Source organism: Ramlibacter alkalitolerans (assembly GCF_016722765.1).
Classification (GTDB): Bacteria; Pseudomonadota; Gammaproteobacteria; order Burkholderiales; family Burkholderiaceae_C; genus Ramlibacter; species Ramlibacter alkalitolerans.
In genome coordinates, this window is record NZ_JAEQND010000007.1 from 273,333 (window position 1) to 295,076 (window position 21,744).

Annotated in this window: 20 protein-coding genes and 1 pseudogene; 9 read left to right on the forward strand and 12 right to left on the reverse strand. The window is 69.6% G+C overall.

Annotated features, from left to right (window positions below):
- Positions 1–9 precede the first annotated feature (9 nt).
- The 6 genes and pseudogenes from JI746_RS14305 to apbC all read right to left on the reverse strand — a co-directional run.
- Positions 10–222 carry a twin-arginine translocation signal domain-containing protein gene (locus tag JI746_RS14305; RefSeq protein ID WP_201690340.1) on the reverse strand — a complete coding sequence of 71 codons (213 nt, stop codon included), beginning with the start codon at positions 220–222 and terminating at the stop codon, positions 10–12.
- Positions 223–449: 227 nt separating this feature from the next.
- Complete coding sequence (locus JI746_RS14310) at positions 450–1,067, reverse strand: TorD/DmsD family molecular chaperone (protein WP_201690341.1); 618 nt, start codon at positions 1,065–1,067, stop codon at positions 450–452.
- On the reverse strand, positions 1,064–3,151 hold the full coding sequence (locus JI746_RS14315; RefSeq protein WP_201690343.1) for a 4Fe-4S binding protein: 2,088 nt from the start codon (positions 3,149–3,151) through the stop codon (positions 1,064–1,066). Before JI746_RS14315 ends, JI746_RS14310 begins: the two co-directional genes overlap by 4 nt.
- Positions 3,078–3,728 carry a DUF3306 domain-containing protein gene (locus JI746_RS14320; RefSeq protein ID WP_201690345.1) on the reverse strand — a complete coding sequence of 217 codons (651 nt, stop codon included), beginning with the start codon at positions 3,726–3,728 and terminating at the stop codon, positions 3,078–3,080. The genes JI746_RS14315 and JI746_RS14320 overlap by 74 nt, the downstream gene beginning before the upstream one ends.
- 1 nt (position 3,729) lies before the next feature.
- Complete coding sequence (locus JI746_RS14325) at positions 3,730–4,236, reverse strand: DUF3305 domain-containing protein (RefSeq protein ID WP_201690463.1); 507 nt, start codon at positions 4,234–4,236, stop codon at positions 3,730–3,732.
- 46 nt (positions 4,237–4,282) lie between these two features.
- A pseudogene (apbC, locus tag JI746_RS14330) lies at positions 4,283–5,374 on the reverse strand (iron-sulfur cluster carrier protein ApbC); the annotation flags it as partial.
- Between the two features lie 70 nt (positions 5,375–5,444).
- Between apbC and metG the strand changes: the two are divergent.
- Both metG and JI746_RS14340 read left to right on the forward strand, forming a co-directional pair.
- Complete coding sequence (gene metG, locus JI746_RS14335) at positions 5,445–7,520, forward strand: methionine--tRNA ligase (RefSeq protein ID WP_201690349.1); 2,076 nt, start codon at positions 5,445–5,447, stop codon at positions 7,518–7,520.
- 261 nt (positions 7,521–7,781) lie between these two features.
- Positions 7,782–7,994: a hypothetical protein gene (locus JI746_RS14340; RefSeq protein WP_201690351.1), complete on the forward strand. Its 213-nt coding sequence runs from the start codon at positions 7,782–7,784 to the stop codon at positions 7,992–7,994.
- Positions 7,995–8,000: 6 nt separating this feature from the next.
- Here JI746_RS14340 and JI746_RS14345 read toward each other — a convergent pair whose 3' ends face one another.
- The 6 genes from JI746_RS14345 to hyfB are packed head-to-tail and all read right to left on the reverse strand — an operon-like array spanning position 8,001 to position 15,152.
- Positions 8,001–8,516, reverse strand: a complete 516-nt coding sequence (locus tag JI746_RS14345) for an NADH-quinone oxidoreductase subunit B family protein (RefSeq protein ID WP_201690353.1) — start codon at positions 8,514–8,516, stop codon at positions 8,001–8,003.
- Positions 8,516–10,054, reverse strand: coding sequence for a hydrogenase large subunit (locus JI746_RS14350; protein ID WP_201690355.1), 1,539 nt, complete (start codon positions 10,052–10,054; stop codon positions 8,516–8,518). Before JI746_RS14350 ends, JI746_RS14345 begins: the two co-directional genes overlap by 1 nt.
- A gap of 1 nt (position 10,055) precedes the next feature.
- Complete coding sequence (locus tag JI746_RS14355) at positions 10,056–11,516, reverse strand: hydrogenase 4 subunit F (protein WP_408004100.1); 1,461 nt, start codon at positions 11,514–11,516, stop codon at positions 10,056–10,058.
- Entirely contained in the window at positions 11,516–12,175 is a 660-nt protein-coding gene (locus tag JI746_RS14360) for a formate hydrogenlyase (RefSeq protein ID WP_201690356.1), read from the reverse strand. The genes JI746_RS14355 and JI746_RS14360 overlap by 1 nt, the downstream gene beginning before the upstream one ends.
- Complete coding sequence (locus JI746_RS14365; protein ID WP_201690358.1) at positions 12,172–13,128, reverse strand: respiratory chain complex I subunit 1 family protein; 957 nt, start codon at positions 13,126–13,128, stop codon at positions 12,172–12,174. Before JI746_RS14365 ends, JI746_RS14360 begins: the two co-directional genes overlap by 4 nt.
- Entirely contained in the window at positions 13,125–15,152 is a 2,028-nt protein-coding gene (hyfB, locus tag JI746_RS14370; RefSeq protein ID WP_201690359.1) for a hydrogenase 4 subunit B, read from the reverse strand. Before hyfB ends, JI746_RS14365 begins: the two co-directional genes overlap by 4 nt.
- Positions 15,153–15,422: 270 nt before the next feature.
- Here hyfB and JI746_RS14375 point away from each other — a divergent pair, with 270 nt between their 5' ends.
- From JI746_RS14375 to JI746_RS14405, 7 genes are all read left to right on the forward strand, one after another.
- Positions 15,423–17,075, forward strand: a complete 1,653-nt coding sequence (locus JI746_RS14375) for a SulP family inorganic anion transporter (RefSeq protein ID WP_201690360.1) — start codon at positions 15,423–15,425, stop codon at positions 17,073–17,075.
- A 78-nt stretch (positions 17,076–17,153) separates the two neighbouring features.
- Positions 17,154–17,384, forward strand: coding sequence for a DUF3460 family protein (locus JI746_RS14380; protein ID WP_201690361.1), 231 nt, complete (start codon positions 17,154–17,156; stop codon positions 17,382–17,384).
- A gap of 10 nt (positions 17,385–17,394) precedes the next feature.
- Complete coding sequence (locus JI746_RS14385; protein WP_201690362.1) at positions 17,395–18,285, forward strand: segregation and condensation protein A; 891 nt, start codon at positions 17,395–17,397, stop codon at positions 18,283–18,285.
- Between the two features lie 34 nt (positions 18,286–18,319).
- Positions 18,320–19,918, forward strand: coding sequence for an L-aspartate oxidase (gene nadB, locus JI746_RS14390; RefSeq protein WP_201690363.1), 1,599 nt, complete (start codon positions 18,320–18,322; stop codon positions 19,916–19,918).
- Between the two features lie 103 nt (positions 19,919–20,021).
- Entirely contained in the window at positions 20,022–20,747 is a 726-nt protein-coding gene (locus JI746_RS14395; protein WP_201690364.1) for a hypothetical protein, read from the forward strand.
- Positions 20,748–20,972: 225 nt separating this feature from the next.
- Positions 20,973–21,395: a hypothetical protein gene (locus JI746_RS14400; RefSeq protein WP_201690366.1), complete on the forward strand. Its 423-nt coding sequence runs from the start codon at positions 20,973–20,975 to the stop codon at positions 21,393–21,395.
- Positions 21,396–21,443: 48 nt separating this feature from the next.
- Positions 21,444–21,737 (forward strand): putative quinol monooxygenase, encoded by a 294-nt coding sequence (locus JI746_RS14405; protein WP_201690368.1) that lies wholly within the window; start codon positions 21,444–21,446, stop codon positions 21,735–21,737.
- Positions 21,738–21,744 lie beyond the last annotated feature (7 nt).

The window sequence follows — 21,744 nt, forward strand, 5'->3', positions numbered from 1 at the left end:
TCCAGCGAGTTAGACGAGCGTGGTCTTGTAGTAGCGCTTGACGTGTTCGGTCACGCGATAGCCACCGCCGGCTGCGGGCTTGGGCGGCTCCACTTCGGCGAGGGGCGTCTCCGCGAGGGGAGACTTGGGAAGCGTGACCACCGCTGCGGTCGCGGCGCCGGCAGCGGCGGCACCGAACATGAATCCGCGGCGAGATGGTTTCCTGGCCTGCGAGTCGGACATGGTGTCTCCTTCAAGCTCTTATGAACTTCTCCTCTTAACTGTAGTTGAGGGAAAACTTCACGGCAATTCGAAAACGAAGTTAAGCGTCAGGGAAAACGCCAAGCGCGCTGCGCGTGACAGGAGCCCGACAGGAAGCAATGTCGCCGAAAGACGTGCAGCACCGTGCCGCCCCGACCAGCGGGTGGAATAAAGCGCAAGCCGCAGGGAAAGTACTTAAGTCGAGAGCGCTACGACAACATGTCGAAGCCTTGCGCTTCGACATTCACGAACGCACGCGTGAAGTCGGCGAGCACCGCGTAGAACCGCGCGCGGGGATGCGCCGCGATGGCCTCGCACAGCTCGTTCACCCAGGGCTGCAGGTGCGCGGTGAAGAACTCGCGCTGCCGAGTGAGGTTGGCCACCGCCACGTCGTCGCCTGCGATGAGGTAGCGCATCACCTCGAACTCGTAGCTGACGTGGTCCTCGGTTTCGGCGCTCGCCTCGTCGCGCCCGAGGCCGAGCTCGGCGAGCATGGCACGCAGCCGAACCAGCGGCTTGTCATTGAGGAAGCCGCTGATGTAGTGCGAGCCGAACAGGTAGACCTCGGGCTTGCCCACGCCGCCGAACAGCGCCTCGTATTCCTCGGCGATCGCCTCGGCCTCCTGCACCCGCGCCGCGCCCACCAGCGCGCGCCAGGGCTCCTCGAGGAAGGCGCCCTGCGCCGGGGCCTCGGTGACCGCAAGCCGCAGCGCCTCCAGCAACGGCGGCGGGGGCGGCGCGTAGTACAGCTGCGCGAGCAGGCCGTAGATCTCGGCGCGCGCGGTTTCCTCGTCCAGCGCGCTGGTGGTGGGCAGGGATTCGCTCATACGTCGGAGATGCGGGCTTCGTCGCTCGCGGAATAGATGTCGATCACGCGGCAGTCGCTGCACATCTTCAGGCGTTCCAGGGCCTGGCCCTGGAACATCGAGTGGCCGGCGAGCCGCCCGATCATGGCCTCGATGCCGCGCAGGGTGCCGAAGGGCTTGCCGCAGCGGATGCAGCCATAGGGCTGCGCCTCGTTGAGCACGCGCGGCTGCTTGCGCACCGGCGACAGCAGCAGCCGCGGCTGCAGCGTGATCGCCTTTTCCGGGCAGGTGCCGGCACAGAGGCCGCACTGCACGCAGTTGCTCTCGACCAGCCGCAGCTGCGGGGCCTGCGGGTTGTCCTGCAGGGCGCTCGCCGGGCAGGCGCCGACGCAACTGAGGCACAGGGTGCACTTGTCCTTGTCGACCGTGATGCTGCCGAAGGGCGCGCCAGGGGGCAGCGCGATCGCCTCCGGCCGGGCATTCGCGTGCTCCACCAGGTGGTCGAGCGCGAGGTCGAGCGTGGTGCGCTTCTCGCCGGAGACGGCGAACGGGGCGCGCGTCTGCGGCGTCGCACCGCGGCGCGGTGCGAGCAGCTGCAGTTCCTGGTCGAGGTCGCTCGCATTGCGCGCACGCAGCAGGCTGAAGTGCCGGCCCGCGTAGCCCAGGCCTTCCAGGATCGCCTGCGCCACCTGCATCTGCTGCTCGAGGGCTTCCAGGTACTGCGGGGCCTCCTCGCTGGTGGCCAGCAGCGCGATGTGCGCGGCTCCCTGGGCGACGGCCGTCAGCCACAGGTCGATGCCGATGCTCGCCACGTGCCACACCGCCAGCGGGATCACGTTGGCGGGCACGCCAGCGGCCGCACCGACGCGGGCCGCGCGACCGAGTTCCTCGACCAGCTGCTGGCCGCGCTCCTGGCTGTGCAGCAGCAGGACCGGCGCGGTGCCGCCGGCGCGCTCGAAGGTGGAAAGCAGCGTGCGGATCTTCGTGCCCTGCTCGCCAGCGCGCGGATAGCCGTAGCTGAGCGCGCCGGTGGGGCAGACCGTGGTGCAGGCGCCGCAACCGACGCACAGGTTCGGATTGACCTTGATCTGCTGGCGCGACTTCTCGCTGGAGATGGCCTCGGCGGAGCAGATGTCCACGCAGGCATTGCAGCCGATCTTCTCGTTGCGGCTGTGGGCGCACAGCTTCTGCTTGTAGGCGAAGAACTTCGGCTTCTCGAATTCGCCCACCAGCTCGCGCAGCCGGATCACGACCTCGAGCGCCCGGGGGCCGTTCTCCTCTCCCGGCGGCAGGTGGAAATAGCCTTGCGGCGGGGCATGCTGCAGGAAGGAGGGCTGGCGCCGCAGGTCCAGCACGAGATCGTAGGTGTCGTCGTGGGCGACCGGTGCGCGCGTGAAATCGATCGCGCCGGCCACGTCGCAGGCCTTGACGCAGGCGCGATGGCTCTTGCAGGCGTCGAGGTCCACCTGGTAGTCCAGGCCGATCGCCTGCTCCGGGCAGGCGGCGACGCAGGCATTGCAGCGCGTGCACAGGTCCAGGTCGATCGGGTTGTCCTGCGACCAGGCCAGGCGGAAGGCGCCCAGCCAGCCCGAGAGCTGGTCGATGCGGCCGCCCAGGACGGGGAAGCGCCGCTCCTGCGCGCCACTGCCGCCGCGGGAGAAGATGGTCACGTCCAGCGCGTCGCCCAGCAGCGCGGCGAAGCGCTCGGCGTCTTCCAGCGGGCCGATCACGAGCAGCCGGCCTTCGCTCTTGTAGCTGACCGTGGGCACCGGCTCCGGTTCGGGCAGCTTCGCGGCGGCGAGAAGCGCCGCGATCTTGGGCGAGGCGCCCTTCGCGTCGCGGCTCCAGCCGCCCGTTTCACGGATGTTGACGAAGCGCACCGGGGACACGGCGCCTTCGGTCTGCTGGCCCAGTTCGGCGAACAGCCGTTTTTCCTGGGTGCAGGCCACCACGACATCGGCGCCGCCCTTCACGGCCTGCTGGAACGCGCCCGCCTCGCGGCGGCACAGCGTCGAGTGCAGCGTCAGGTCTTCATCGAGCGCCCGCCCCAGGGCTTTCGGGTCCAGGGGCATCGTCTTGTTGCAGTCGCAGATCAGGGTCGGCATGGTCTTTCGCCGACGGGAATGCAGGGTCCGCCGGGCTGCCCGACTGTGCCACGATTTGCGCGCCGGGGTCATCAGCGACTTCCCTTGCAACGCCCGTCGCCGCTTCGGCTGCGTCCTCGTCCTTTTCCTCGTCGTCGAAGAGGTTCAGGAACTTCGCGCTGGCGAGCTTGCGCAGCATCTCGGGCGGGATCGGGTCCGGCTTGGAGTAGTCGTCGATGTAGACATCGAGCCCGTCCATCACGTTGAAGTGCGGGTCGGAGAAGAGCTTCTTGTAGGCGGCGTTCTTGACGTCCGTGGGAACGCCGGGCCTGGCGAAGCGGGTGAAGTCGCCGTCCTGGGTGAGGGATTGGACGTCTTCGAGCGTCGGGGGCGGCTCGAGCGCCGCAGCCCCCTCACCCCCGCCCTCTCCCCGGGGGGGAGAGGGAGTGACTTCGCTCCCTCTCCCGCTTGCGGGAGAGGGCTGGGGTGAGGGAACGGCCTTCGCCTCGACGCGCCGCTCGGGCTCCGGAGCAATCTCCTCCCCCTTGCGCACCGCTTCCTTGCGCTTCGACCATCGCCCCAGGAATCCATCGGCCACTTCAGTTCTCCCCGCCGTACTTCTTGTGCGTGCTCACCGAGGCCGGTTGCCCGAAGCGGTCTTCGAGGCGGCGGAAGCTCTCCGGACGCTTGCGCTTCCTGGGCTCGGGCACGTAGTGCTCCTCGGCGAAGGCGCGCATCCACTCGACCACGTCGGGCGGCGCCGGAACCTGTTCCACCGTCTCCTGCGCATCGAGCCAGCGGCCCGCATCGTGGTAGCTGAGGCTCACGATGATGGGCCGCGGGATGGGCTCGTCGGCGACCGTCGGCTCCTCCTCCATGCGCCACAGCACGAAGAAGCAGGGCGCCGGGGAGCTGAGGTTCAGGAAGTAGCCCTCGCCGTCGGTGCGGAACAGTTCCACCGGGAAGCCGGGGTGCAGCCAGCGCTCGCCGGCGGCGTCGCGGTGCAGCAGGCGCGGCTCGGCACCGAACGTCTCCTCGTTCTCGACGACGTCTTCCAGCTCCCATCGCCATTCCTGCCAGCGGCTGCTCGTGCGCACCTTGCGCATGATCACCGCCACGTCGATGCTGGGGCGCTGGATCACGACGGCCTCCTCAGGTGCTCTTGGAGACCGTGATGGTCGGGAACTTGGAGGAGAAATCCTTCGCCTTGGAAGCGATCTTGATCGCCACCTGGCGCGCGACGCTGCGGTAGATGCCGGCGGCTTCGCTGTCCGGGTCGGCCACCACGGTGGGCTTGCCGCTGTCGGCCTGCTCGCGGATCTGCATCGCCAGCGGCAGAGCGCCGAGGTAATCGATGCCCTTCTCCTGCGCATAGCGCTTGCCGCCGCCCTCGCCGAAGATGTGCTCGGCGTGGCCGCAGTTGCTGCAGACGTGCACGGCCATGTTCTCGATCACGCCCAGGATCGGCACGCCGACCTTCTCGAACATGGTCACGGCCTTGCGGGCGTCGATCAGGGCGATGTCCTGCGGGGTGGTCACGATCACGGCGCCCGTCATGGGCACGCGCTGCGACAGCGTGAGCTGGATGTCGCCGGTGCCCGGCGGCATGTCGACGATCAGGTAGTCCAGGTCCTTCCAGTTCGTCTGGCGCAGCAGCTGCTCCAGCGCCTGGGTGGCCATCGGGCCGCGCCAGATCATGGCCTCGTCCTGGTTGACCAGGAAGCCGATCGACATCACCTGGACGCCGTGGTTCTCCAGCGGCTCCATGGTCTTGCCGTCGTCGCTCTCCGGGCGGCGCGAGATGCCCAGCATCATCGGCTGGCTGGGGCCGTAGATGTCGGCGTCCAGCACGCCGACCGAGGCGCCCTCGGCGGCGAGCGCCAGCGCCAGGTTGGCCGCCGTGGTGCTCTTGCCGACGCCACCCTTGCCGGAAGCCACGGCGATGATGTTCTTGACGTTGGGCATCAGCTGCACGCCGCGCTGGACGGCATGCGGGGTCACCTTGGTCGTGATGTTCACCGACACGTTGGAGACGCCCGGCGCCGACTTGGCCGCCGCGACCAGCGCCTTGCGCAGGGCCGGCACCTGGCTCTTGGCCGGATATCCGAGTTCGACGTCGAAGGAGACGTCGCCGCCCTCCACGTGCACGTTCCTCACCGCCTTGGTGCTGACGAAATCCTTGCCCGTGTTCGGGTCCGTGACGCCCGCGAGGGCGGCGAGCAGCTGTTCCTGGGTGGCCATAGAGCTTGAGTCCTTCCGTTCTTGGAAGTGTACTCATGCAATCTAGAATCCCCGGTTCCCCAGGAAAACCCCCATGCCCCAGCGCAAGCTCTTCGTCACGACCGCCCTGCCCTACGCCAACGGCAAGTTCCACATCGGCCACATCATGGAGTACATCCAGGCCGACATCTGGGTGCGGAGCCAGCGCATGCAGGGCAGCATGGTGCAGTTCGTCGGCGCCGACGACGCGCACGGGGCGCCGATCATGATCGCGGCCGAGAAGGCGGGCCAGACGCCGCAGGCCTTCGTGGCGGACATCGCCGCCGGCCGCAAGCAGTACCTGGACGGCTTCCACATCCGCTTCGACAACTGGCACTCCACCGACAGCCCGGAGAACACCGAGCTCGCCCAGGGCATCTACCGGCGCCTGCAGGCCAACGGCCTGATCACCACGCGCCGCATCGAGCAGTTCTACGACCCCGTCAAGGGCATGTTCCTGCCGGACCGCTACATCAAGGGCGAGTGCCCGGTCTGCCACGCCAAGGACCAGTACGGCGACTCCTGCGAGGTGTGCAGCAGCGTCTACACGCCCACCCAGCTGATCGAGCCGTATTCCACCCTCACCGGCGCGCGGCCCGAGCTGCGCAGCTCCGACCACTACTTCTTCCAGCTGTCCAAGCCGGAGGTCGTCGACTTCCTCAAGGCCTGGACGCAGGACGGCAAGCTGCAACCCGAAGTCGCGAAGAAGGCCGGCGAATGGTTCGAGGCCGGCATGGCCGACTGGGACATCAGCCGCGACGCGCCCTATTTCGGCATCGAGATCCCGGATGCGCCGGGCAAGTACTTCTACGTCTGGCTCGACGCCCCGATCGGCTACCTGGCCAGCCTGAAGAACCACTTCGACAAGGGGCAGGCGAAGAACCACTGGCACCCGGCGTCGCGGACCGACGCGAGCTTCGAGCAGTACGTCTCCGATCCGGAGGTGGAGCAGGTCCATTTCATCGGCAAGGACATCGTCTACTTCCACACCCTGTTCTGGCCGGCGATGCTGCAGTTCAGCCAGCGCAAGACGCCGACGCAGGTGAACGTGCACGGCTTCATCACCGTCAGCGGCGAGAAGATGTCCAAGAGCCGCGGCACGGGGATCGATCCGCTGAAGTACCTCTCGCTCGGGATGAACCCGGAGTGGCTGCGCTACTACATCGCCGCCAAGCTCAATGGCCGGGTGGAGGACGTGGACTTCAACCCCGACGACTTCGTGGCCCGCGTGAACGCCGACCTGATCGGCAAGTACGTGAACATCGCCAGCCGCGCGGTGAAGTTCGTGCCGGGCGGCAAGCTGGTCGCCGGCGACCTGGCGGCGCTGGGCGTGGACAGGCTCGTCGACTCGGTGAAGTCGCTGTACGAGAGCCGCGACTACGGCAAGGCGCTGCGCGAGGTGATGGCCTTCGCCGACCAGGTGAACACGCGCTTCGACACGGCGGCGCCCTGGAAGCTGCTGAAGGAGGGCAAGGGAGAGGAGGCCGCGCGGGTCTGCTCGGAATGCCTGGAGGCCTTCAAGGTGATGACGGCCTGCCTGAAGCCGGTGCTGCCGGAACTGGCCGCGCAGGCGGAGCAGTTCCTCAACTGCGCGCCACTGGAGTGGAGCAACGCCGGCACGCCGCTGGGGGCCGGGCACCAGGTGGGCGAGTACAAGCACCTGATGCAGCGGGTGGAGATGAAGCAGGTGGATGCGTTGTTCGAGCCGGCGGCGGAGACAGCCCCCTCACCCCAACCCTCTCCCGCAGGCGGGAGAGGGAGTGAAGAGCCGCCGGGGGGCGAGGAGATCGCGCCGGAGATCACGATCGACGACTTCACGAAGGTGGATCTGCGGATCGCGAAGATCGTCAACTGCGAGTCGGTGGAGGGGGCGAAGAAGCTGTTGCGGCTCACCCTCGACATCGGCGAGGGCAGGACGCGCAACGTGTTCGCCGGCATCGCGTCCGCCTACCAGCCCGGGGAACTGGTGGGCAAGCTGACCGTGATGGTGGCCAACCTGGCACCGCGCAAGATGAAGTTCGGCGTCAGCGAGGGCATGGTGCTGGCCGCCAGCCACGCCGAGGACAAGGCGGGCGGCATCTACGTGCTCAATCCCTGGCCCGGCGCCCAGCCCGGCATGCGGGTGCGCTAGCAGTCGTCAACGGCGCCGTCGTGATCGGCCGTAGGCTGGGGCCGCGACAGCGGCCGGAGGTGAGCTGCGCGAACCCCAGCATGCGAACCCTGGGGTTCGCGCAGCTCACCGCCAGCCTACGGTCGTAGCCCCGCCGGCGAGCTACCCGGCGCACCTCACCAGCCGCCAGCGCGGCAAAACTCCCCGCCTGTGTTGCGCCCGCGGCGCGGCAGCCATGTAAAGCAGCGGCCCGGCTGAGGCTGCTCGGTTAAGCTCGCGCGCATGCAGTACCTCCTCCGCGCCGCCGTCGCGGGCCTCGCCGCCGCGCTCCTGTCCGGTTGCACCGTCATCACCGTCGCCGGTGCCGCCGTCGGCCTGGCGGCCACCGCGGGCGGCCTGGCCGTCGACGCCGCCGTCGGCACCGTGAAGCTGACCGGCAAGGCCGTCGGCGCCGCCGCCGGCGCCGTGCTGCCCGGCGGCGACGACGACAAGTAAGCCGGCTCACCGGCGCCGCCGCACGGCCGCCAGGATGCCCTGCATGATCGCCAGCGGCGGCGGCGGGCAACCCGGCACCACCACATCCACCGGCAGCACGTTCGCGACCGCACCGCAGGTCGCATAACCTGCGCCGAAGATCCCGCCGTCGCAGGCGCAGTCGCCGACCGCGACCACCAGCCGCGGCTCGGGCGTCGCTTCGTAGGTGCGCCGCAGCGCCGTTTCCATGTTCCGCGACACCGAGCCGGTGACCAGCAGCAGGTCCGCGTGGCGCGGGCTCGCCACGAACCTGATCCCCAGTCCCTCCAGGTTGTAGTAGGGATTGGTCAGCGCGTTGATCTCCAGCTCGCAGCCGTTGCAGGAGCCGGCATCCACCTGCCGGATCGCCAGCGCCTGGCCCAGGATCTGCAGGATCTCCTCGCGGATGCGCTGCACGCCCGCGGCGTCGTCCGCTGCCGGCGCGAACGGCGGCGCCTCGGACGGGACGCCGGCCCGGGCGATCTGCCGCAGGATCTTCCACATCAGAGGTCGTGCCCCGAGTAACTGAGGTTGAAGGACTTGTTGATCAGCGGGAAGTCGGGAACGATGTTGCCGATCACCGCGTGCTCCAGCACCGGCCAGTTCTGCCACGACGGATCGTGGCAGTGGCAGCGCCGCACCGCGCCGCCGGGGCCGAGTTCCAGTGCCACCAGCACCTCGCCGCGCCAGCCTTCCACCCAGCCCGCGCCGACGGCCGGCCCGGCGGGCGGCGCGACGGGCCTGCGCGCCGCGCCGGCCGGCAGGCCGTCGCACAGCAGGCGGAGCAGGCGCAGCGACTCGAGCGTCTCCTGGAAGCGCACCGCCACCCGGGCTGCGACGTCGCCGTTGCGATGGCCCGCGCGCCGCACCTGCAGGCCCGCGTAGGGCGGCCACGGCTGGTCGCAGCGCAGGTCCATGGACTGGCCGCTGGCCCGTGCCGCCAGCCCCGTGAGCCCGAGTCGCAAGGCGAGCTCGGGGCTGACGACGCCGGTGGTCGCGAAGCGGTCCTGCAGGCCGGCGTGCGATTCGTAGATGCCTTCCAGCGCCCGAACCTCCGCCTCGATCGCGTCGCACTGGCGCAGCAGGCGCTCGCGCAGGGGGCCGTCGACATCGGCCGCCACGCCGCCCGGCACCACGCCGTCCATCATCAGCCGGTGCCCGAAGGCCTCGCCGGACAGGCGCAGCCAGTCCTCCCGCAGGCGGGAGAACTGCGCCAGCCCGAAGCCGAGCGCCGCGTCGTTGCCCAGGAAGCCCAGGTCGTTCAGGTGGTTCGCGACCCGCTCGCGCTCCAGCATCAGCGCGCGCAGCCACGTGGCGCGCGCGGGCGGGTCGCAGCCGAGCGCCGACTCCAGCGCCATGCAGTAGGCCCACGCGAAGGCAACGGTGGAATCGCCCGAGACGCGTCCGGCGAGCCGGTGGCCCTCCAGCGCCGGCAGGTCGCGAAAGCGCCGTTCGATCCCCTTGTGGGCATAGCCCAGGCGCTCCTCCAGCCGCAGCACCTTCTCGCCGACGACGGAGAAGCGGAAGTGGCCCGGCTCGATAATGCCGGCGTGCACCGGGCCGACCGGGATCTCGTGCACGCCGTCGCCCTCGACCCGCACGAAGGGATAGTCCTGCAGCGCCTGCGGGGCGATCGCCGCGTCTGCCTCGCCCAGGCGCAGCGGCCGGTGCTGCGGCGGCCAGGCGCCGTGGTTCAACCAGGGCCGCTGGTCCTGGGCCCCCTCGGCCGCGATCCCCAGCAGGTCGAAGGTGGCGCGCTGCATGCGGTCCGCGCAGGCAAAGAGGTGCGCGATGCCGGGATAGCGCGCTGCCTGCGCATCGATGCCGAGCTCGACCCAGTACAGGCCCGTTTCCACGGCGTAGGCGGCGCAGACGGCGAGCGCCTCGCCGCGGTCCGTGCCCCACAGGGCCACCAGCCGCCCGCCCGACTGCGCGACGCTGCCCGCGGCGGCCAGCCACTGCCCGCGGTCGACGGCGCTGTGCCAGATCGGCAGCGGCGCGCCCAGCCGGGCGAAGGGAAGGTGCAGCCGGGTGATGCCCATGTCAGCTTCCCAGCATGCGTGCCGCCTGGCGGTACCAGGCATCCAGGTACGGCGGGATGTACAGGCCCAGCATCAGGCCCAGCCCCAGGTGCAGGAACACCGGCACCAGCGCCGGCGGGTGGGGCAGGCGCTGCACCGTGGTCTCGCCGAACACCATCGGCTGCACGCGGCTGAACACGGTGGCGAAGGCCACCCCGAGCGCCACCAGCAGGAAGGGCGTGGCCCAGGGATGCTCGCGCATCGCCGTCGTCACGATCAGGAATTCGCTGGCGAACACGCCGAAGGGCGGCATGCCCAGGATCGCCAGCGAGCCCAGCATCAGCCCCCACGCGACCGTCGGACTGACCTTGATCAGCCCGCGGATCTCGTCCATCGCCTGCGTGCCGGCCTTCTGCGCCGCATGGCCGACGGCGAAGAAGATCGCCGACTTCACCAGCGAGTGCACCGTCATGTGCAGCAGCCCCGCGAAGCTGGCGATCGGCCCGCCCATGCCGAAGGCGAAGGTCATGAGCCCCATGTGCTCGATCGAGGAGTAGGCGAACATGCGCTTGACGTCCTTCTGCCGCAGCAGCAGGAAGGCCGAGGCGACGACCGAGAGCAGGCCGAATCCCATCATCAGGTTGCCGGCCAGGTGGCTTTGCAGCGCGCCGTCGGCCAGCACCTTGCAGCGCAGCACCGCGTACAGCGCCACGTTCAGCAGCAGCCCCGAGAGCACGGCGGAGACCGGCGTCGGCCCTTCGGCATGCGCATCGGGCAGCCAGTTGTGCAGCGGCACGAGACCCACCTTGGTGCCGTAGCCCACCAGCAGGAAGGCGAAGGCGAGCGTCATCACGTTCGCATCGAGCTGCGACTTCACGCCCTGCAGGTGCGTCCACAGCAGCGCCCCGCCCTCGGCGCCGAGCACCTTCTCGGCCGCCATGTACAGCAGCACCGTGCCGAACAGCGCCTGCGCAATGCCCACGCCGCACAGGATGAAGTACTTCCACGCCGCCTCCAGGCTGGCGGCCGTGCGGTACACGCTCACCAGCAGCACGGTGGTCAGCGTGGCGGCCTCCATCGCCACCCACAGCATGCCCATGTTGTTGGTGGTCAGCGCCAGCAGCATGGTGAACCCGAACAGCTGGTACATGCTGTGGTACAGGCGCAGCCGCCTGGGCGTCATCTTGCCGTGGTCCCGCTCCACCCGCATGTAGGGGCGCGAGAAGATCGCCGTGGTGAGGCCGACGAAGGCCGTCAGCGTCACCAGGAACACGTTGAGCGGGTCGATGAAGAACTCCTGCCCCAGCGCGAACAGCGGCCCCTCGGAAACCACCCGGGCGGTCAGGCCGCACGCGGCCAGGAAGCCGCCGAGGCTGAAGGCCACGTTGATCTCCGGCGCCTCGTCGCGGTGGCCCACGAAGGCCAGCACCACGCCGCCGGCCAGGGGAATGGCCAGCAGCAGGAAGATCAGGTCGATGCCCACTACTGGTCCTTCAGCGTTTCGAGGTGGCGGATGTCCAGGCTGTCGAACTGCTCGCGGATCTGGAACATGAACACGCCCAGGATCAGCACGCCGATCAGCACGTCCAGCGCGATGCCCAGTTCCACCACCATGGGCATGCCGTGGGTGGCCGACGTGGCGGCGAAGAACAGGCCGTTCTCCATCGCCAGAAAGCCGATCACCTGCGGCACGGCCTTGGCCCGCGTGATCATCATCAGGAAGGACAGCAGCACGCAGGCCAGCGCTATGCCGAGCGTGCCGCGCGCCAGCGAAGTCGAGAGCTTCGCGATCGGCGTGGCGAGGTTGAAGGCGAAGATCACCACCAGGATGCCGATCAGCATGGTGGTCGGGATGTTGATCAGCGTCTCCACGTCCCAGCGGATCTTCAGCCGGTCGACGATGCGGTGCAGCAGGATGGGGATCAGCACCACCTTCAGCGCGAAGGTGAGCGCCGCCGACAGGTACAGGTGATGCTGCCCGGTGGCGTAGCCGACGACCGCGGTGGAGACCACCAGCGCCAGGCCCTGCAGCGTGAACAGGTTGATCAGCGACAGGATGCGGCGCTGCGCGCTCATCGCGAACGCCAGCATCAGCAGCAGCGCGCCGAGCAGGTTGATCGCTTGCATGAGGACCGAGCTCATGCCGGATTCACCGCCAGCAGCAGGTGCACCAGGATGCCGATCACGGCCAGCAGGAAGGCCGAGGCCAGGAACTCCGGCACCCGGAAGATCCGCATCTTGGCGGCCAGCGTCTCCAGCAGCGCCAGCCCGATCCCGCCGGCGGCGAGCTTGAACACCAGCACCGGCAGCGCCAGCAGCAGCGCCACCGGGGCCTGCGCCTCCGCGATGCCCCAGGGCATGAACAGCGCGATGCCGATGCAGGAGTAGGCGAACAGCTTCAGGCTGGCCGCCCACTCGATCAGCGCCAGGTGGCGGCCGGAGTACTCCAGGATCAGCGCCTCGTGGATCATGGTCAGCTCCAGGTGCGTCGCCGGGTTGTCGACGGGCACCCGCGCGTTTTCCGCCAGCGCCACCATGATGAAGGCCACCAGCGCGAAGGCCAGCGCCGGGTAGATCGCCAGTTCGCGGTGCGCGAGCGTCTCCACCACGGTCGTGAGGGAGGTGGAGCGCGAGATCAGCGAGGCCGAGAACAGCACCATCAGCAGCGCCGGCTCGGCGAGGAAGCCGATCAGCATCTCGCGCCGCGCGCCGAGCGAGCCGAACGCGGTGCCGACGTCCATCGCCGCCAGCGAGATGAACACGCGGGCCAGCGCGAACAGGCCGACCAGCGCGATGGCGTCGGCGGCGGGTGCGAGCGGCAGGTCGGTGGACAGGGTCGGGACGATGGAGCTGGCCAGCGCCATGCAGCCGAACACCACGTAAGGCACGCCGCGAAACAGCGGCGACGCATGCTCGGCGACCACCGAGTCCTTGTGGAACAGCTTGTGCAGCAGCCGGTAGGGCTGCAGCAGCCCCGGCGGCGACTTGTTCTGCAGCCGCGCGCGCCACTGGTTCACCCAGCCGGTGAGCAGCGGCGCGAGCGCGAGCGCCACCGCGATCTCCAGGGCCTGCGCGATGACGCCCGACAGGCTCATCGCCGCACCACCAGCAGCATCAGGACCAGGGTCACGAAGCTGTAGAGAAGGTAGACGGAGATGCGTCCCTGCTGCAGCAGGCTGGCCAGCCGGGCCAGCCGCGTCGCCAGCGCCACCAGCGGCAGGTAGATCCAGCGCCAGAAGTGGTCCTCCACCACGACCCGGTAGCGGGGCTGCGCGTCGAAGGGCGTCGGCAGTTCGCGCCGCATCACGAAGAAGGGTTCGAAGATCTGCCGGATCGGCTGGCCGAAGCCCTCGGCGGTGTCCTGCATGCGGGCCGTCTGCCAGGGATGGCCGCAGTCCCAGGCCGGGGCGCGGCGGATGCGCCCGTGATAGAGCTTGCGCACCACCAGGAAGGCGAGCGCGAAGCTCGCGGCCACGCCAAGCAGGAAGATCACCGGCCCGTAGCTGGCGCGCTCGACGCTGCTGGGCGCCAGCAGCCAGCCGCCGTCGGCGGCGAGCCGCTGTCCCAGGCCCGCGCCCACGAGCTGCCGGGTGACCGGGTCGATGAACTGGATGAACTGCACCGGCAGCAGTCCGAGCGCGACGCAGCCCAGGGCCAGCCAGAGCATGCCCAGCCGCTCCCACGCGCCGGCGTCGTGCGCCTGCGCCAGCTTCTCCTCGCGCGGCTGGCCGAGGAAGATCACGCCGAAGAACTTCACCATCGTGTAGCCCGCCAGCGCCGCCACCAGGGCGATCAGCGCCGCCACCACCGGCACCAGCATGTTCAGCAGCGAATCGGGCAGTTCCGGCGTGAACAGGAAGCTTTGCAGCAGCAGCCACTCGGAGACGAAGCCGGCCAGCGGCGGCAGGCCGGCGCTGGTCAGCACGCCGACCAGCGTGACCCACGCCACGAAAGGCATGTAGCGGATCAGGCCCCCGAGCTTGCCGAGGCTGCGTTCGGCGGTGGCATGCAGAACGCAACCGGTGCTCAGGAACAGCAGGCTCTTGAAGACCGCGTGGCTCGCCACGTGGTACAGCGTCGCGGTGAGCGCCAGCGCCGCCAGCGGCTTCATGCCGTAGGCCGAGAAGATCAGCGCCAGGCCCATGCCCGCGAACACCAGGCCGATGTTTTCGATCGAGGAATAGGCGAGCAGGCGCTTCATGTCCACCTGCACCGCCGCGAAGACGACGCCGAACAGCGCCGTGGCGAGCCCGAGCGCCAGCAGCAGCCCGCCCCACCACCAGGCGTGGGTATGCAGCAGGTCGAAGGCCACGCGCAGCACGCCGTACACCGCGGTCTTGAGCATGACAGCGCTCATGAGCGCGGACACCGGCGAGGGCGCGGCGGGGTGCGCCTCCGGCAGCCACACGTGCACCGGCAGCAGGCCGGCCTTGGCGCCGAACCCGAGCAGCGCCAGCAGGAAGGCGACCGAGCCCCAGAACGGCGACAGGTCCTGCGCGCGCATGTTGGCGAAGGTGTAGTCTCCCGTGTCGGCCTGCAGCACGCCGAAGCACAGGAGGATGGCCACCGCGCCGATGTGCGCCATCACGATGTACACGTAGCCCGCCCGGCGCACCTCCGCCACCCGATGGTTGGCGGTGACCAGGAAGTAGGAGGACAGTGCCATCGTCTCCCACATCACCATGAAGGAATAGGCGTCGTCGGCCAGCACCACCAGGGTCATGGCGGCGAGGAACAGGTGGTACTCGAGGCACAGCAGCCCCGGCGGCGTGCCCTCGGCGCGGCGGAAGTAGCCGGCCGCGAACACGGAGACGCCCGCCGCCACGCCGCCTATCACCATCAGGAAGAAGGCCGCCAGTCCGTCGAGGCGCAGGTGGAAGGGCAGCGTGGGCAGCCCCACCGGCAGCACCGCGACCTGCGGCGGCGCGAACACGGAGGGCAGCGCCAGCACCAGCAGCGCGACGCCGAGGGCGCCCCCGAGGGGGAACAGGACGCGGGCCACGAAGGTGAAGCGGCGCAGCGCCAGTACCCCCGCCAGCCCGATCAGGAGCCAGGCGCCGATAACCACCAGCATCCAGTCGAGGCGCAGCATGCGCCCGGCGTCGAGCCCCCATGACATCGATCGATTCTTCCACCCGGGGGGAGCCGAGGCGAGCGCTTTGTGGGCTGCGGGCAACGCGCTGGATCAAGCAAGCCCGCTGCGGGCATGCCGCACCCCTGCAAAGTAAGTCCCCGCCCACCTCGACCGTGGAAGGCGTAAACTGCAGGCATGGCCACCCAGCCAGTCCTGCCGCTGTCCCGCCGCAGGCGCTTCATCACCCGGCTGCACCACTGCGGCCCTCCGGCAGCGAACTGAACCCGCCCGTTCCGTTCACTTCCGGAGTTCCCCTTGCTTTCCTTCGCTTTCCGTCCCCGTTTGCTGGACGCGCTGCGCGGCTACGACCGCGCCCGCTTCAGCCGCGACCTGGGCGCCGGCCTCACCGTCGGCATCGTCGCCCTGCCCCTGGCCATGGCCTTCGCCATCGCCTCCGGCCTCAAGCCCGAGGCCGGCCTCTGGACGGCCATCATCGCCGGCCTGGCGATCTCGCTGTTCGGCGGATCGAGCGTGCAGATCGGCGGCCCGGCCGGCGCCTTCATCGTCATCGTCTACGGCATCGTGGAGCGCTACGGCCTGGCCAACCTGCTGATCGCCACCACCTGCGCCGGCGTGCTGCTGTTCGCCATGGGCCTGCTGCGGCTCGGCCGGCTGGTGCGCTACGTGCCGGTCAGCATCGTGATCGGCTTCACCAACGGCATCGCGGTGCTGATCGCGGCCTCGCAGGTCAAGGACTGGCTGGGCCTGTCGATCCCCAGGATGCCGGCGGACTTCTTCGCCCAGCTGCGCACGCTGGCCACGCACCTGGACTCCTTCAACCCGTTCGCGTTCGTCCTCGGCACCGCCTGCTTCGTCGGCCTGTTCCTGTGGCCGCGGCTGTGGCATTCCGAGTCCCCGGTCAAGAAGCTCGCGCAGCAGTTACCCGGCATGCACGAGGCCAGCGAGGTCGGCGCCCGGATCCCGGGCCCCATCGTCGCACTGGTCACCCTGACGGCCCTGGCCTGGTACTTCCGCCTGCCGGTGGAGACCATCGGCACGAAGTTCGGCAGCATTCCGCAGGGCCTGCCCGCCTTCCGGCTGCCGGACTTCAGCTGGGACACCGTCAAGCAGCTGGTGTCGCCCACGCTCACCATCGCGGCGCTGGGCGCGATCGAGTCGCTGCTGTGCGCCCGGGTGGCGGACCAGGTGTCCAACCTGCCGCGGCACGACCCGAACCAGGAGCTGATGGCGCAGGGCATCGCCAACTTCGTGGTGCCGTTCTTCGGCGGCATGCCCGCCACCGGCACCATCGCCCGCACGGTGACCAACATCCGCGCCGGCGGGACCTCGCCGGTGGCGGGCGTGATCCACGCGGTGACGCTGGCGGTGGTGGTGCTGGCGGCCGGCCCGCTGGCGCTGCTGGTGCCGCTGTCGGTGCTGGCCGGCATCCTGTTCTTCGTGGCCTGGAACATGGGCGAGTGGCGCGAGTTCGCGCACCTGAAGAAGTACAGCACGCACTACCGGCTGCTGATGACGGGCACCTTCGCGCTGACCGTGGTATTCGACCTCACCGTCGCCGTGCAGGTGGGGCTGCTGGCCGCCTGCGTGCTGTTCATCCAGAAGATGTCGTCCCTCTTCAGCGTGGCGCTGGCGCCCACCGAGGACGGCACGCTGCGCTACGACCTGTACGGCTCGCTGTTCTTCGGCGCCACGGCCAAGATCGACCCCATCGTGCAGGCGGTGGAAAGCCTGCCGCCCGGATCGAGCGTGGTGCTGGACGCGCTGCACCTGGTGCACCTGGACACCTCGGGGCTGGATGCCCTGCGCCAGCTGCACAAGGTGATCCTGCTGCGGCAGGGATCGCTGGCGATGGAGAACCTGCACGAGCAGCCACGGGAGGTGATCGAGCGGGCCGGCTTCCTGCTGGAGCTGGAGCGCCACCTGGCCTCCGAAGAGGTCGCCGCGTAGGCTGGCCGTGAGCGGCCAGGACCAGCCCCTGTCCGGCGTCAAAAGGCCCCACGACACCCCCCGGGTAAAATCGCCGCCATGGCCAGCATCCTCCAACGCATCTTCCGTCGCCCGGACTACAGCTCCGACGTCACCCAGTTCATCGAGCAGCTCAAGACCGAGAAGCCCGACCTGGAGGCGCAGCAGCGCGCCGGCCGGGCGATCTGGTGGGACAAGCACATCGATCGCGAGCTGATGAACGAGTGGAAGCAGTCGCGCGTGCCGGCCAAGCCGTACGCCTACGGCGACGACCCGCGCCAGCGCCGCTGACGCCCGCCTGATGGAGAGAAGCGAAGCCGCGCAGCGCCCCCGCAAGGATCGGGGGCCCCTGCCGGACGCAGCGGAGCAGCCCGCGTCCGGCGACGGCAGCGGCCTGCCGCAGGTGGTCGACCAGGTCGCGCTCGCGCGCCTGTACGGCGAGCCGCTGTTCGCCCTGCCGCAGGACCTGTACATCCCGCCGGACGCGCTCGAGATCTTCCTCGAAGCCTTCGAAGGCCCGCTGGACCTGCTGCTGTACCTCATTCGCAAGCAGAACTTCAACATCCTCGACATCCCGATGGCGGCGGTGACCCGCCAGTACCTGACGTATGTCGACGAGATCCGCGAGCGCAACCTCGAACTCGCGGCCGAATACCTGCTGATGGCGGCCATGCTGATCGAGATCAAGTCGCGCATGCTGCTGCCGCCGAAGAAGACGGCCGAAGGCGAGGAAGCCGAGGACCCGCGGGCCGAGCTGGTGCGCCGCCTGCTGGAATACGAGCAGATGAAGGCCGCCGCCTTCCGCCTCAACGAGATGCCGCAGGTGGGCCGCGACGTGCTGCGCGCGCAGGTCTACATCGAGCAATCCTTGCAGCCGCGCTTTCCCGACGTGGAACTGGCGGACCTGCAGGAAGCCTGGCGCGACATCCTGCGCCGGGCCAGGCTGGTGCAGCACCACAAGATCACGCGCGAGGAACTCTCGGTGCGCGAGCACATGAGCATGGTGCTCAAGAAGCTGCAGGGCCGCAAGTTCATCGAGTTCGAGCAGCTGTTCGACCCCGCCAAGGGCGTGCCGGTGCTGATCGTGACCTTCATCGCCACGCTCGAACTGGCCAAGGAAACGCTGATCGAGCTGACCCAGGCCGAGGCCTACGCCCCCATCTACGTCCGGCTCGCCTATCAGCCCGCCTGACGCACCACAACAACAACCGTTTCCGGGAGACATCGTGAGCCAAGCCCTTCCTCGCGATTTCGACGTCCTGATCGTGGGCAGCGGCCTGGCCGGCCTGTCCGCGGCCCTGCACCTGGCGCCGACGCACCGCGTGGCGATCCTGACCAAGCGCGCCATGACCGACGGCTCCAGCGGCTGGGCGCAGGGCGGCATCGCCGCCGTCATGGACCGCAACGACAGCTTCGACAGCCACGTCGACGACACGCTGGTGGCCGGCGCCGGGCTGTCCGACCCGGCGGCCACCCGCTTCGTCGTCGAGCACGCGCCGGAAAGCGTGGACTGGCTGCGCTCGCTAGGCGTGCCCTTCTCGGAAGAGGACGGCCACCTGCACCTCACCCGCGAGGGCGGCCACAGCGCGCGCCGCATCGTGCACGTGACCGACGCCACCGGCGCCGCGGTGCAGCGCACGCTGATCGAGCGCGTGCGGCGCACGCCCAACATCACCGTGCTGGAACAGCACATGCTGGTGGACCTGATCTACGCCGCCAAGCTGGGCCAGTCGCCGAACCGCTGCCTGGGCCTGTATGCGCTGGACGAGCGCACCGACGAAGTGGTCACCTTCCGCGCGCCGCACACCATCCTGGCCACCGGCGGCGCCGGCAAGGTCTACCTGTACACGACCAACCCGGACACCGCCACCGGCGACGGCATCGCGGCCGCCTGGCGCGCCGGCTGCCGGGTGACGAACATGGAGTTCATCCAGTTCCACCCGACCTGCCTGTACCACCCGCACGTCAAGAACTTCCTGATCTCCGAAGCGGTGCGCGGCGAGGGCGGGCGGCTGATGCTGCCGGACGGCACGCGCTTCATGCCGAACCACGATCCGCGGCTGGAACTCGCGCCGCGCGACGTCGTCGCCCGCGCCATCGACTTCGAGATGAAGAAGCACGGCCTCGACTGCGTGCTGCTGGACATCTCGCACCAGCCGCCGGAGTTCGTGAAGGAGCACTTCCCGAACATCCACGCCCGCTGCCTGGAGCTGGGGATCGACATCACGAAGCAGCCGATCCCGGTGGTGCCGGCGGCGCACTACACCTGCGGCGGCGTGCACACCGACCTGTCCGGCCGCACCGACCTCACGGGCCTGCACGCCATCGGCGAGACCGCCTACACCGGCCTGCATGGCGCCAACCGGCTGGCCAGCAACTCGCTGGTGGAGTGCATGGTGTTCGCCCGCTCGGCGTCCAACGACATCCTCGCCACGCCGCTGCCCGCGCCGCCCGCGGTGCCGCAGTGGGACGACAGCCGCGTGACCGATGCCGACGAGGCCGTGGTCATCTCGCACAACTGGGACGAGCTGCGCCGCTTCATGTGGGACTACGTGGGCATAGTCCGCACCAACAAGCGCCTGGACCGCGCCGCCCACCGCATCGAGCTGCTGCAGGGCGAGATCGACGAGTTCTACGGCGCCTTCCACGTCACGCGCGACCTGCTGGAGCTGCGCAACCTGGTCACGGTGGCCGACCTGATCGTGCGCTCGGCCCGGTCGCGCCACGAAAGCCGCGGCCTGCACTTCAGCCGCGACTACCCGCAGCTGGCGCCGGTCGCGGTGCCGACCACCCTCAGCCCGATCCACGAGCGTCCGGTGGCCTGAAGGCGGCGCGATTGCGGCCCAGTGCCGCAGTCGAGCCATGAACCCCCGCAGGCACCCGCACCCCCTGGTGCCGGAGGCGAGCGCTTGCTATAACGGCGCCACCATGCCGTCCCCCCGCCGCCTGTTCGGCCTCGCCGCCTGCGCCTTCATCCTGGCCGCGCCGGCCGCGCGGGCGATGGATTTCAATCTCGTCGGCGATGTGCTCGTGATGTCCGGTCCGGTCACGGGCAACGAGCTGGTGCAGTTGCGCAACTTCCTCGCCGCCGGCCCGGTCAGGCTGGTGCTGTTGCACGAAAGCCCCGGCGGCGACCTCTGGAACGGCTACCAGGTGGGCAACCGGATCCGCTCGGAAGGCTTGCCCACCGCCGTCTCCGGCAAGTGCGAATCGGCCTGCGGCCTGATCTTCCTGGGCGGCGCCGAGCGCTCGTTCTCCGACGGACGCCCCATCGGCGTGACCATGGTGGGCCTGCACGGCGCGCACACCACCGACACGAAGCAGCCGCTGTCGGCGCTGGCGCCGCGCATGGCCTACGTGATCCGCAGCCTGACGGACGACAAGTACCCGGACGACCTGCTGGAGCGGACCGTCTACACGCGCAACGCGGACGACATCGTCTACTCGTTCCATCCGAGCCGCTTCCGCCAGGACGGCACGCGCAAGGGCGTGGTCGAGTGCCTCAAGCAGCCGGACGTCTCCTTCAAGTGCTCGATGCTCGAAGGGCTCGATGCGCTGGCGATCGGCGTGCTCACGCAGCCGGAGGTGCTGGTGCTGCCGGAAGCGGTCAAGCAGTTGCTGCTGACCCTGCCCCTGGTTCCGGAGAGCCACTGAAGAAGCTGTGAACGAATTGCTCGCACCCGCGTGAGGCCGCCATGAACCTCCTCTTGCTCTCAGGACCGCGCCCTGCGGCCTCACCCTTCGGGCCGGGGCGCCTCGAGACGCATGCCGTCGTTGCGCCCCTTGCCCAGGCGGCCAGCCTGGGCTGCGGGTCGCGCCTAGGCCTGCGCCCCGATGCGCCCCGTCGCGGGCACGATCAATTCATTCACAGCTTCTGAGATGACGCCGGCGCGCGAACAGTTCGTGGCCGGCGCGCTGGCGATCGCGGTCGGCGCGGCCGTGGCATTGGCGATGCTGTACGCGCCCGGCGGCGCCCGCGCGCCGGCCTGGGTGATCTATGCCGCCGCCGGCGCCTTCGTGCTCGCGGGCCTGACGCTGATCGCGCAGGGCACCGGCCGGCGCCTGCTGGCGCGCTGGCTGCCGGCGCTCGTGATCGCCTGCCTGGTGGCGCCTGCCGCCTGGATCGCCCTTGGCGCCGGCCCACGCCGCTGCCTGGTCAGCGTCTGGGCTTCCGGCGGCCGGCTGCTGGGCCGGCACTCGGACCTGCTGTGCCGCCTGGCCTTCGGTGCCGGCGCGGTGCTGGGCCTGCTGATGCTGCTGCTGGCCGTCCGTGAAGCCCTGCGCAACGACCTCGATCCCTGAACGGGCGCCGATCGGCCTACCATGGCAGGTCCAGCCAGGGGAGGTCACGTGTACGGCTTGATTTCCAAACTGAAGGCGGAGCCCGGCCAGCGGGAGGCGCTCATGGCGATCCTGCTGCAGGGCACCCGGGCGATGCCCGGCTGCATCCACTACATCATCGGCAGGGACACCCAGGACGAGCGCACGCTCTGGGTGGTGGAGACCTGGGACAGCCCGCAGGCCCACCGGTCCTCGCTGGCCCTGCCCGAGGTGGTGGAGGCGATGACGCGCGGCAAGCCGCTGATCGCCGCCATCGAGCAACGGGTGGAGACGGAGCCGCTCGAGACGACGAGCTGCAGCTGAACGCGGC

What these genes read in the sequence shown, in the direction of transcription:
- JI746_RS14305 (WP_201690340.1), bottom strand. Translation starts at nt 222, where the DNA reads ATGTCCGACTCGCAGGCCAGGAAACCATCTCGCCGCGGATTCATGTTC.
- JI746_RS14310 (WP_201690341.1), bottom strand. Translation starts at nt 1,067, where the DNA reads ATGAGCGAATCCCTGCCCACCACCAGCGCGCTGGACGAGGAAACCGCG.
- JI746_RS14315 (WP_201690343.1), bottom strand. Translation starts at nt 3,151, where the DNA reads ATGCCGACCCTGATCTGCGACTGCAACAAGACGATGCCCCTGGACCCG.
- JI746_RS14325 (WP_201690463.1), bottom strand. Translation starts at nt 4,236, where the DNA reads ATGCGCAAGGTGCGCACGAGCAGCCGCTGGCAGGAATGGCGATGGGAG.
- metG (WP_201690349.1), top strand. Translation starts at nt 5,445, where the DNA reads ATGCCCCAGCGCAAGCTCTTCGTCACGACCGCCCTGCCCTACGCCAAC.
- JI746_RS14340 (WP_201690351.1), top strand. Translation starts at nt 7,782, where the DNA reads ATGCAGTACCTCCTCCGCGCCGCCGTCGCGGGCCTCGCCGCCGCGCTC.
- JI746_RS14345 (WP_201690353.1), bottom strand. Translation starts at nt 8,516, where the DNA reads ATGTGGAAGATCCTGCGGCAGATCGCCCGGGCCGGCGTCCCGTCCGAG.
- JI746_RS14350 (WP_201690355.1), bottom strand. Translation starts at nt 10,054, where the DNA reads ATGGGCATCACCCGGCTGCACCTTCCCTTCGCCCGGCTGGGCGCGCCG.
- JI746_RS14360 (WP_201690356.1), bottom strand. Translation starts at nt 12,175, where the DNA reads ATGAGCTCGGTCCTCATGCAAGCGATCAACCTGCTCGGCGCGCTGCTG.
- JI746_RS14365 (WP_201690358.1), bottom strand. Translation starts at nt 13,128, where the DNA reads ATGAGCCTGTCGGGCGTCATCGCGCAGGCCCTGGAGATCGCGGTGGCG.
- hyfB (WP_201690359.1), bottom strand. Translation starts at nt 15,152, where the DNA reads ATGTCATGGGGGCTCGACGCCGGGCGCATGCTGCGCCTCGACTGGATG.
- JI746_RS14380 (WP_201690361.1), top strand. Translation starts at nt 17,154, where the DNA reads ATGGCCAGCATCCTCCAACGCATCTTCCGTCGCCCGGACTACAGCTCC.
- JI746_RS14385 (WP_201690362.1), top strand. Translation starts at nt 17,395, where the DNA reads ATGGAGAGAAGCGAAGCCGCGCAGCGCCCCCGCAAGGATCGGGGGCCC.
- JI746_RS14395 (WP_201690364.1), top strand. Translation starts at nt 20,022, where the DNA reads ATGCCGTCCCCCCGCCGCCTGTTCGGCCTCGCCGCCTGCGCCTTCATC.
- JI746_RS14400 (WP_201690366.1), top strand. Translation starts at nt 20,973, where the DNA reads ATGACGCCGGCGCGCGAACAGTTCGTGGCCGGCGCGCTGGCGATCGCG.